The 10,306-nt window shown below is 31.0% G+C and carries 10 protein-coding genes; all 10 read right to left on the minus strand.

Annotation, left to right across the window (positions count from 1 at the left end; translation table 11 throughout):
- Positions 1 to 592: glycosyltransferase family 4 protein (locus SULYE_RS02735; protein WP_007546266.1), on the minus strand; the 592-nt coding region annotated here is incomplete at its 3' end.
- On the minus strand, positions 589 to 825 hold the full coding sequence (locus tag SULYE_RS02740) for a hypothetical protein (RefSeq protein ID WP_007546269.1): 237 nt from the start codon (positions 823 to 825) through the stop codon (positions 589 to 591). The genes SULYE_RS02740 and SULYE_RS02735, both read right to left, overlap by 4 nt.
- Entirely contained in the window at positions 822 to 3,137 is a 2,316-nt protein-coding gene (locus SULYE_RS02745; protein WP_007546271.1) for a glycosyltransferase, read from the minus strand. Before SULYE_RS02745 ends, SULYE_RS02740 begins: the two co-directional genes overlap by 4 nt.
- Before the next feature lie 68 nt (positions 3,138 to 3,205).
- Positions 3,206 to 3,403, minus strand: coding sequence for a hypothetical protein (locus SULYE_RS07940; protein ID WP_007546273.1), 198 nt, complete (start codon positions 3,401 to 3,403; stop codon positions 3,206 to 3,208).
- Positions 3,404 to 3,633: 230 nt separating this feature from the next.
- Positions 3,634 to 4,323 (minus strand): polysaccharide deacetylase family protein, encoded by a 690-nt coding sequence (locus SULYE_RS02755; protein ID WP_007546275.1) that lies wholly within the window; start codon positions 4,321 to 4,323, stop codon positions 3,634 to 3,636.
- Entirely contained in the window at positions 4,308 to 5,084 is a 777-nt protein-coding gene (locus tag SULYE_RS02760; RefSeq protein WP_007546277.1) for a lysophospholipid acyltransferase family protein, read from the minus strand. Before SULYE_RS02760 ends, SULYE_RS02755 begins: the two co-directional genes overlap by 16 nt.
- Positions 5,081 to 5,923, minus strand: coding sequence for a GNAT family N-acetyltransferase (locus SULYE_RS02765; protein WP_007546279.1), 843 nt, complete (start codon positions 5,921 to 5,923; stop codon positions 5,081 to 5,083). The genes SULYE_RS02760 and SULYE_RS02765 overlap by 4 nt, the downstream gene beginning before the upstream one ends.
- A 600-nt stretch (positions 5,924 to 6,523) precedes the next feature.
- Positions 6,524 to 7,309: an ABC transporter ATP-binding protein gene (locus SULYE_RS02770; protein ID WP_007546281.1), complete on the minus strand. Its 786-nt coding sequence runs from the start codon at positions 7,307 to 7,309 to the stop codon at positions 6,524 to 6,526.
- On the minus strand, positions 7,306 to 8,187 hold the full coding sequence (locus tag SULYE_RS02775) for a DsbC family protein (protein ID WP_007546283.1): 882 nt from the start codon (positions 8,185 to 8,187) through the stop codon (positions 7,306 to 7,308). The genes SULYE_RS02770 and SULYE_RS02775 overlap by 4 nt, the downstream gene beginning before the upstream one ends.
- Positions 8,188 to 8,713: 526 nt before the next feature.
- A complete protein-coding gene (locus SULYE_RS02780) occupies positions 8,714 to 9,931 on the minus strand; it encodes a DEAD/DEAH box helicase (RefSeq protein WP_007546284.1) in 1,218 nt (405 codons plus the stop codon).
- Positions 9,932 to 10,306 lie beyond the last annotated feature (375 nt).

The raw sequence follows: 10,306 nt of genomic DNA on the forward strand, positions 1-10,306 counted from the left end.
TTTGTCTAAGGTTTTCTTCCGGCTGAATTTTATCAAAAAAATCAACATCTATACCATGATAGATAACTTCAACATTTTGCACGCCGATATCTAAAAGATAGTTTTTAACATAGCAAGATGGAGCAATAACAAGGTCTAAGTTTGAATAAGTTTTATATGTGTAGGACCTTGCAATTTTCTTAACTATAATTTTTCCTTTAATTTTGTTTATATTTTCAACGACACTTTCTAAGTTTGAATGAAAAAAACCTACAGTTTTATATTTTAGACTTTCTTTTTTTGAATTTACAACTGTTGGAATTAAAAAAGGAGAGCCTATTTCTACTACATCCGGTTTTTCTTGCTTTAATATGTTTGAAAGTTTAACAGGATTAATCAAAAGTCTATAGTGGTTATTAAATGGAAAGTAGGGAGATTTGATTTTAATTATTTTGGTTCTTTTTAAAAAAATTTCTCCATCCTCCTCCCCTGGAATTATTAATGTGTGCTGAATATCTTCTTTATCTTTTAGATATTCTATCTTATTTTGAATGTATGTTTTAATCCCTCCCCCTTTTTCAGAGTAGAAATGTGTTATATCTAATAGTCTCATAATTCATTAATAATTAAATCAACAAGTTTTTTGTGATAAAGTTTAAATCCAAAGCTTGTTTTTTTGCTAAGATTATACTTATTAGCTGTTCTTCCGATGTATACAAGGCTTACATATTTATTTTTTCTCTTTATAATCTCACTTTGGATATCTTTAGCTATCCACCAATCATTGTCTCTCATTTTGACTGTTGGAGTTATATCTATTGGGTAGTAGGATTTTCTCGACCTCATACATAAACCTCCTCAAGCTGTTTCTTTGAAAGACAGCCTAAGCTAAATTTTTCAACCATCTCAAGCAATAGGCTTCTTTCATCAAGATTTGAGACTAATTTTAAAATGTTATTTCTTATTTTTTGTGATAAAACTGGATTTTCTATCAATCTTTCAAGGATTAATTTGTATTCTTTTGGGTCGTTATTGGAAATAACAAACCCTGTAATATCTTCAACAATATTTTCCTTAGATGCTCCTTTGTCTGACACAAGAGGGATTAAACCGCTTGCCATAGCTTCAAGCACTACATTTCCAAATGTTTCTGTTGTGCTAGGAAATAGGAAAAAGTCAGCAGATGCAAAGGCTTTAGATAACTCTTCTCCTTCAAGAAATCCTGTGAATATTATCTTTCCTTCGTAAGTTTGTTTTAACTCTTTTAAATACGGACCATCTCCTACGATTGCAAACTTAACCTTTGGATTGTTTTTCATCAGTTCATAAACTTCTATAAAAACATCTAAATCCTTCTCTTTTGCAACTCTTCCAACGTATAATACAACTTGTTCAAAATTGTACTTAGGGTCGTATTTTTTCCAAAAGTTTTTATCCCTAAACGATGGATTGAATTTTTCTTGATTTACTCCTCTTCTGAAAACCTCCATCTTCTCTGGTTCAACGCCTATTTCAGCAAGCTTTTGAAAGTAATATCTTGATGGAACTAACACTTTCTCACTATTGTTGTAGATAAATTTCAATCCTTGGGCTACAAATTCTTTTAATGCTGGCTCGCTTGTGTATCTGTAAACATACTCTGGAAAATCTGTATGGAATGTAGTAACAAATGGTATGCCAAGGATTTTGGATATAGCAAATCCCATCAAGCCAACAGGTCCAGGAGTTGGAGCGTAGATTACGTCAAAGTTGTTTTGTTCTATGTAATCTAAAAGCTCTAAAAAATTTGGAATGTTTATAGGAATTTCTTCATACTCAGGAAGTTTAAACGTAAACATCGGCTTAAAGTTTATTAGATGTTCATCTTCTTCTATATTTTTGTCGTATGAAATGATAAATTTAATGTCTAAATTTTCTTCCTTTGCTAAGTTTAATAGTTTTTGAGTTGTTCTTGATACTCCGTTAATCTCAAAAAATGTATCTGTAAGATATGCTATTTTTCCTTCCACGTGACCATTATCGAAAAATTCTTTATAGATTTTTTTAGAAAAATTCTTTTCATCTGCCCTTTGTTTGTAAACTGAAACGTAAAATAAGTAAGAAGATGAGAATATAAGAATTTTTCCTAAGTACATGCTTATTTTGTCAAAATCTAAATTTTTTTGATTTCTTATGTTTGAGATGTAGTAGGGTATTAGATTTATAAAAAATCTGTGTATATTCTCATGATTGTCTTGTGAAACTTCTCCTTTGTGCTTGATTACTGTTTCAATAAAGTTTAAAATGCTATTTCTACCAAGGATTTGGTCTAAAATGTAGGTTGATTGTTGTCTTGGTTCAAAAAGATAATCTAAAAGCACTCCAAAATTTCCAAGGTTGTACTGTCTTTTTAAGCCTTCTTTTGCGATGTTCATAACCATATGGGTCAATCTTTTTGGATTTCCGTGTAATCCATCGCAGCGAGTTTTTCCTTCACTGATTGTATTTTTTAAGTCTTCAACTGTCTCTCCCTCTGCAATTGTGTAGCCTGTACCTAAATCAAGTCCTCCATGGTCGTCGGAACCACCTGTAAAGGATATAAAGTCTCTTCTTCTTTTGTTAAAACCATACTTATTTGCCAATCTTTCAATTACATCTTTTTGACTAAAATAATTTGCAATTTTTTCTGTAATCTGAGAAGAAGTCTTAGACCTTGTGCCGTTTAAAATTTCCCAGTTGTCAAATAAAAGCCCTAACTTTTCAATGTGTGATTTTGTAAGCTTTCCGTCCATGTTGTACAGGGGATGGGCAAGTATATGAGTGATATTATTTTTTTGTAAGTAATCAACAAGCTCATATATATTTCCTCTAACTTTTTGAATATCTTGGTGAATTTTTTCGTTTATATCTATGGCAATTACATGGATTTTTGCTCTATCTTCCGGAAAGTAAGTTGTGATCTCTTCTGATATAAATACATTTGGCAAGTGTGCGATTTCTAAGCAACCATCTATTGTGTCGTGGTCTGTAATTGTAAATAAGGTCATTCCTCTTTCTTTTAATTTTTCATAAACTTTTTTCGGCTTAACATAGCTTTCACTTATTTTAAGTTTATTAGAAAGATAACCACCGGGCTTATTTGAAGCTTCTGAGTGTAAATGTAGGTCAACTTTAATCATTTTTTGCCTCCTTATCAGAGATTGATTAAAGGATACATTAAAAGTGTTAGAGAATTATTAAGGTTTTGTTAAATTTTGATAATTTGACCTAAGAACCTTTCTAAGATTATATTATCTTGAATTTTCTTTCTTAAACATTCTAAAGCTTCATCCGTTCCAATACTCTGCAATGCTTTGGCTATCTCTATAAGCTCATAAGTATCTCTTTTATCAAAAAGCATTTTACAAAGCTTAGAAATAGCTTTCTTGGTTTTTTCTTTTGCCAAGGATTTCTAAAGACTGTTCCAAAAATCAAAATTGTCATTCTGCAGCCGGCGAAGAATCTTGACCTCAAAGATGTCATTCTGAAGCCGGCGAAGAATCTCATTTTTTCTTATTTTTAAAAGAGGAGATCCTTCGGCTTACAACCTCAGGATGAAAGCAAGGTAAGCAAACGAGAATTTTGGAACACTTTTACGTATAATTTTAGAACGTAATTTGTGATATGTTTTTTCTTTTATTTTATCAAATCTTGAAGATGCATATATTCAAAATCTTTGCCTTTCAATGTCTTGATGATTAATTTTATTTTATCTTTATCTGTGGCATCTACCGGGTGTAGAGCAATTCTTATGACATTTGTTTCAGAAAATCTCAGTGCATAAAAATAAGCTTTAAAAGATAATTTAGATATAACTTCAACTATTCCTCTACTGCCAAAGCTTAAAACCGGTGATAAGATTTTTTTATCTTTTTGTAAGTCATAAATATACAATCGGTCTTCTGTAAAGCTAAATCCATACTGTTTTAGTACTTTATAGTCTTCTTTTCTCATCAACCATGCAGGTGGTATAAAGCCTTTTGGATGTATGTTAAGCTTATTTAAAATCTCTAAGCCTTTTTTTAGCCTGTCTTCCAAGTCTTGGTAGTATAAAAACTCGCCTTCACAGTTTGTAAATAAACTTTTCAGCCCTTTAAAACAGCCGGATTTGTGGCTATAACCGTGTAATACAAACTCTCCATTAACTTTAAAGTTTTCTAAGTCTTCTTTTATCTCTAACAGATTTTCTTTTTCATGATAGTATGGTATCAATAGATATGTGATCTTATTAACGCCTAAATCTTCTAAGATGTCTTTGAGATAGTAAACTTTTTCAAGGTTTGATTTTGTAATGTCGTGTAAAGAGATGTTTAACTTTTGTAGCATTTTTCTATTTTTGAATGTATGTATTTTGAAAGCTCTTTTCTATCTTTAAAATTTTTTGGGTCTTCTGGCTTTAAAAACTTAACTTCTATAAACACACTTTTTACATTCTTTAAAAAAGTAAAAAAATGGCTAAAAAATTCCATATCACCGTAGTAGTAAAGTAAATCTCTGTTTTTCTCATTTACAGGTTCATCGTTAACTTTTGTATACTTTATACAGCATGGAACTATGAGAGTATCCACCAAGAAAGCAAGTTCCAAAAATGAAGATTTAAACGGTAAAACACATTCGCCGTTAGATGTAGTCCCTTCCGGAAAGATAACAACGTTAAAACCATTATGCAATAAATCTTTAATCATTTCTATCTCTTCTTTTATACCGTTTTTATTTTTCCTGTCTATAAAAACGCTTCCTCCATACTGTGCAAGCTTTCCAATCAAAAAAGAGTCTCTAACTTCTGTGGTTGAGACAAAAACATTTTTATTGTTATACATCAAAGCTATGATATCTAAGTATGAAAGATGGTTTGAAAGAATAAGATAATTTTTATCCAATTTATGGATTAAAGTGTTGTCTATCAATACATTTATTTTATAAATTCTGCAGGTTATATCTCTAAAAATTCCGGCATTTTTTAAAAACAATCTCCTTTTTTTGTGCTGGTTTCTTACAGTCAAATCTATTGATAAAGAAATTAGTAAAAATAAAATCAGTAAAACAATAAAAATGTTAAGTCTGTAAAAGAGTCTTAGATAGCTCATTCCTTCTTGTATTTCTTTTCAAATGTTTTAGTTAAATTTTCTGTGATTAAAATCGTTACAAAGTCAACACACCTAAATTTTTTATCCAATGCAGGCTCGCTACAAACCTTTGCACCTGCTTTTAAATATCCTTCAAGGAGTGGTGGGATGTAATTCGATGCTTTTTCGTAGTTTGGCTCTATGTATTCTAAAAATTCTGTGTACTTCTTTAAGCTCAAAATTTTGTAGTTAAACTTTGGGTAAGCTTCTAACTCTGACAGGTAGTATTTTGATTTTAGATACATGTAAATAAATGCTACCTTTTCTATATCTATTTCAAAGATGCTCGAACATCCAAAGAGATACTTATATCCGCCTGTGTAAACATACTGGCTGATACCTCTCCAAAGCAGTGATAACGCTATTCCATTTCTATGATTGCTATCTATACATGCCCTTCCCATTTCAAGGATTGGGTCTTTTATGCCTTTAATCTTATCAATAAAAAATTCAGATTCTGTGTAAAACTCTTTAGAAAAGTTTGACCCAATCAAACGATATGTTCCAACCACTTCTTTTGAGTTTTTATCTATTAGCAGTAGATGGTCTGCTATCATATCGAATTTATCAATGTCTAATTTGACTATTTTCTTTGTCTTTTCAAAAAATACTCTATGCCTTAATTTTAAAGCTTTTATAAGTTCTGTATGAGATTCTGCTGTTTTAACAATGTATTTACTTGTTTCAAACTGTAATTTAATTTTAGGTCTAAAGTTTTTGAGCTTGTACTTGTAAATGTCTGTTGGATTTACAGGAATTTTAAAAGATTTAAAGTTTTTTAACTTTTCTACACCTATCATAACAATCCTCCAAATTGGATTTATGAGATTATAGAGGTTTATTTTTAAATTTTGATTAAGATTTGATTACGCTATTTTAAGAAAATTTATGAGCATATTAAGAAAGTTTAAACAACTTTGGCTAAGGATTTAGTGATTTTCATAGATTTTGAAAAGAAGATACTATAGATTAAGGTTTTGAGTATGGCATGGAAAGATTGAGTGATAAACATTAAAGTAAGTGTAACCTTATCGGTCCTATAGCCTGCGAAGAATTTCCGTCCTTTTATCTCTCCACTCATTTATTGTGTGGACAATTCATGAATTACCTCTACACATTGTCCCACCTTTTTAAGAGTATATCCTTCGAACTAAATTTCTCAGAATGAGAAGGAAGATTCAGTTATATCTATATTTATATTCTATAACTTACAAATTAAAAAATTTAGAATACCCTAACAGGTATATGAGACTGTTCCAAAAAATCCACATTATCATTCGGAGCGTAAGCAAAAAATCTCCATCCTTTCACCACTTACTTATTCACTCACTTTCTTGTCTTTTTGAAGAAGAAAAATATTTCTGAATAAAATCCTCGGGATTAAAAAACAAGCTGTACAATTAGAACGAATTACTTAAGAATATTCTTGATGATAAAAGTTTTTTAGTGTATGGATGCTGAGGGTTGTCAAAAATTTCAGAAACTTTACCTTCCTCTAACAGCTCTCCTTTATACATAACTAAGACTCTATCAGCAACCTGGGCCACAACTCCCAAATCATGAGTAATAAGAAGAATCCCCATGTTTAAAGTTTCTTTTAACTCATTGAATAAATTCAATATCTGTAAAGAAATTGTAACATCAAGTGCGGTCGTTGGCTCATCTGCTAAAAGATAATCAGGATTATTTACAACAGCAATAGCTATTACAGCTCTTTGTTTTAGTCCACCGGAAAGTTCGTGAGGATATTGATTAAACCTTTGTTGTGGATTTGGTATCTTTACTTTTTCCATAGCACTTAAAGCTAATTCTTTTGCTTCATTTTTTGATACGTTTTTATGAGCCAAAATCGTCTCTACTATTTGCTCACCAATTGTCATTAAAGGATTTAGTACCGCAGATGGCTCTTGAAATACCATTGATATTTTATTTCCTCTAAGTTGTCTTTTTTCTTCATTGGATAATGAATCTAAATCCTTATTATCAACGATGATTTTACCTTCTTTTTTAGCATAACTTGGAAGAATATCCATGATAGCCTGACAAGCAACACTCTTACCGGAACCGGATTCTCCAACAATTGCTACAATTTCACCTTTGTTTAAAGAAAAAGAAACTCCTTTCAGAGCCTCTATAACTTGATTTTCTATCTGAAAGGAAACCTTTAGATTTTTAACCTCTATCACTTTAAAATATCTATCAATTTATTTAATTTATCAGCAGGCAATGCACCGGATATTGCCACGCCCTTAGGAAAGATTATCGTTGGTGTTCCGTTAATTCCATTAGCTTGACCGTATTTTAGATTGTTATCTATAGCCTGCTTTCCAGCATTACAAGGTTTTTCAAGTGATGTCAGCCCATTTTCATCACCTTTGGCTGTATAAGAAAATGCAGCGTCAAGTATTTTTTGCTTTGCTGCATTGTCGTTTTGACAAATAATGTTTTGTGCTATTCCTGATGCATGTTTGTGGAATGGCAGTGGATACATAATCATTTCAAACGAAACGTCTTTTCTTTGAGCTAAGACTTTTTTAATTTCTTCGTGCAGTTTTGCACAGTACGGACATTGAGGGTCTGTTATAACATAGATTTTAATATTTCCATTTCCATATGCTACGTTAGATTTTGGTATGCTCTTTAAATCTACAATATTAACAGCTTCCAATAAACCTTCTTTTTTTAACATTTCAACTTTATCTTTTCCTAAAATCTTAACAAGCTTTTCTTCTTTTTCTGAGTTTGCTTGTGATTGTAGTTGCTGGAGTCTTTCTCTTGTCAAGCTAACTTTTTTATTAATATCTATTATTTCGCCATTTACCAAATATTTTAAATTGCAATCAACATAGATTGGTACTTTTCTTCCACCGCTTTCGATAACAACTTCATATAAACCGCTAATTGGAGCATTTGAAACACTTACAACCTTTGCATTACCAAGTATGCCTGATAGTGCTTTTTGAACTTCTGATGTACTTACTTTAGAACCACCACCTAAACAACTTTCTGCTGCTGCTAATGATGCTGCAGACATTAATCCCGCAAAAAATAACTTTAATTTCATATACTTCTCCTTTTAATTTTTTTTATCTCTAATTAATTATATAATAACTTAAGCATTAGAATTGTAAATAAATTGTGAACAACAAAAATAATTAGATCCAATCATTTAAATACCTTGGGGTTAGAAATTAGAGATTTTTATAGAATTTAAAAAAGAGGTCCTTTGGACTTACGTCCTCAGGATGACAGGATAAGGTTGATTGGCAAGCATAATAGAATTCGTCATTCTGTAGCCGACGAAGAATTTCCTGTTTTTCTTTCTTTTCAAAAATTTATAAAAATGTGATCTTTCGCTGCATCCAGGATGACAGGGAAATAAAAATCTGTCATTCATAAGCCGTATTAAGAATTTTCCAATTTTATTAAATTTCTCGTCTAATTTATAAGTAGATCTAATTATTTAAATGCAAAAAGTTAAATATATACCACTTAATGGATGGACATCTTTTGAACTGTCCAACGTATCATACCATTTAATCTCTTAATCTGAATAATATGTGACTCTTATTCAGAGCTTCTATCTATCATTAACTTCTCTGTTTTCTTCTTGTTTGATTTCTTGAAGACCTTTCTTTTTGAGAAGGTTTATCTTTTTGTGCTGAAGAAAATTTCTTTTCTTGTGCTTCATTTATGACTTCTATATTCGCTTTTGTTTTCTTTTGAATATTTTGAAGTTGTTTGTCTTCAGAAGATGTCATTATAGAGATAGCTGTTCCTTCTCTTCCTGCTCTTCCGGTTCTGCCTATTCTATGGATATAACTTTCTGCATCTCTTGGTAAACCATAATTTATAACAAGGTCAACACCTTTTATATCAAGTCCTCTTGCTGCAACATCTGTAGCTACAAGAATTTTTAATTTGCCTGTTCTGAAATTATGTAAAACAGTTTCTCTTTTCTTTTGAGAAAAATCACCATGAATAGCACTCGCATTAAAGCCTTCTTCATTTAATCTTTCTGCAAGCTCATCAGCTTCGATTTTAGTTTGTGTAAAAATAATTACTTTTTCCGCTTCATTTTGAGATAAAACTTCTGTTAATTTCTTAAACTTATCTCTTGGATTTACTCTGTAAATGATTTGTTTTATCTTTTCAACAGTCACTTCATCCGGTTTAACTTTTATTGTTTCATAATTCTCATTTAAGAACTCTTCAGCTAATTCTAAAATCTCTTTTGGCATAGTTGCTGAAAATAATAAAATTTGTCTATCTTCTGGAAGGTAAGACATAATCTCTTCAATATCGTCTATAAATCCCATTTCAAGCATTCTGTCTGCTTCATCTAAAACAAACATTTTTACATTATCAAGATTTAAAACGCCCCTTTCTAATAAATCTCTAACCCTTCCTGGTGTACCAACTACCACGACATCTGAGCCTTTCTTTAAAAAGTTTATTTGATGGCTAATAGATTTACCGCCGTAAACTGCTAAGGTATAAACTTTTTTATTTTTTCCAAGTTCTTTAATTTCCTTAGCTACTTGAATTGCTAACTCTCTTGTAGGAACCAAGATTAATGCTTGAACTTTTTTTTGTTTTGGATTTACTTTTTCAACAATCGGTACTCCAAAAGCTGCAGTTTTTCCTGTACCTGTTTGTGCTTGTGCTACTAAATCCTTTCCGGTCATAACTGCCGGAATTGCTTTTTCTTGAATTTCTGTAGGTTTAGAATAACCTAATTCGTCTAAGGATTTTAAAGTTTCCTTTGATAGATTTAAATCCTTGAATGTTTTACCTTGATTTGACATAAAAATGCCTCCTTAAAAAATTTTTTTAAAGAGGAAAAGAAATGCTCTGATTTTAAGGATTTTAGTAAGGACTTAGAAGTGTGGGATTTGGAAAGATTTTATAATTTTATATTTTAAGCTCCGAAATCCCGACTCCCAGGTTCCATTAGTATTTTCCTATTTTTTAGAGGACTCTTTTCCTCTTTTCTCTTTATATAGTATACACCATATTTTGAATATTGCAAGTGGAACTGCTTGCAAAAATCCACATCGTCATTCTGTAGCCGTGCGAAGAATATAATTTTTTCTTTTCAAATTAAAAAATCAAAAAAAGAGAACCTTCGGCATAAAGTCCTCAGGATGACGCAGAAAAGCAAGCTTACGAGAATTTTGAAA

The organism is Sulfurihydrogenibium yellowstonense SS-5, from assembly GCF_000173615.1.
In the GTDB taxonomy this organism is placed as follows: domain Bacteria; phylum Aquificota; class Aquificia; order Aquificales; family Hydrogenothermaceae; genus Sulfurihydrogenibium; species Sulfurihydrogenibium yellowstonense.

What these genes read in the sequence shown, in the direction of transcription:
- SULYE_RS02740 (WP_007546269.1), bottom strand. Translation starts at nt 825, where the DNA reads ATGAGGTCGAGAAAATCCTACTACCCAATAGATATAACTCCAACAGTC.
- SULYE_RS02745 (WP_007546271.1), bottom strand. Translation starts at nt 3,137, where the DNA reads ATGATTAAAGTTGACCTACATTTACACTCAGAAGCTTCAAATAAGCCC.
- SULYE_RS02755 (WP_007546275.1), bottom strand. Translation starts at nt 4,323, where the DNA reads ATGCTACAAAAGTTAAACATCTCTTTACACGACATTACAAAATCAAAC.
- SULYE_RS02760 (WP_007546277.1), bottom strand. Translation starts at nt 5,084, where the DNA reads ATGAGCTATCTAAGACTCTTTTACAGACTTAACATTTTTATTGTTTTA.
- SULYE_RS02765 (WP_007546279.1), bottom strand. Translation starts at nt 5,923, where the DNA reads ATGATAGGTGTAGAAAAGTTAAAAAACTTTAAATCTTTTAAAATTCCT.
- SULYE_RS02775 (WP_007546283.1), bottom strand. Translation starts at nt 8,187, where the DNA reads ATGAAATTAAAGTTATTTTTTGCGGGATTAATGTCTGCAGCATCATTA.
- SULYE_RS02780 (WP_007546284.1), bottom strand. Translation starts at nt 9,931, where the DNA reads ATGTCAAATCAAGGTAAAACATTCAAGGATTTAAATCTATCAAAGGAA.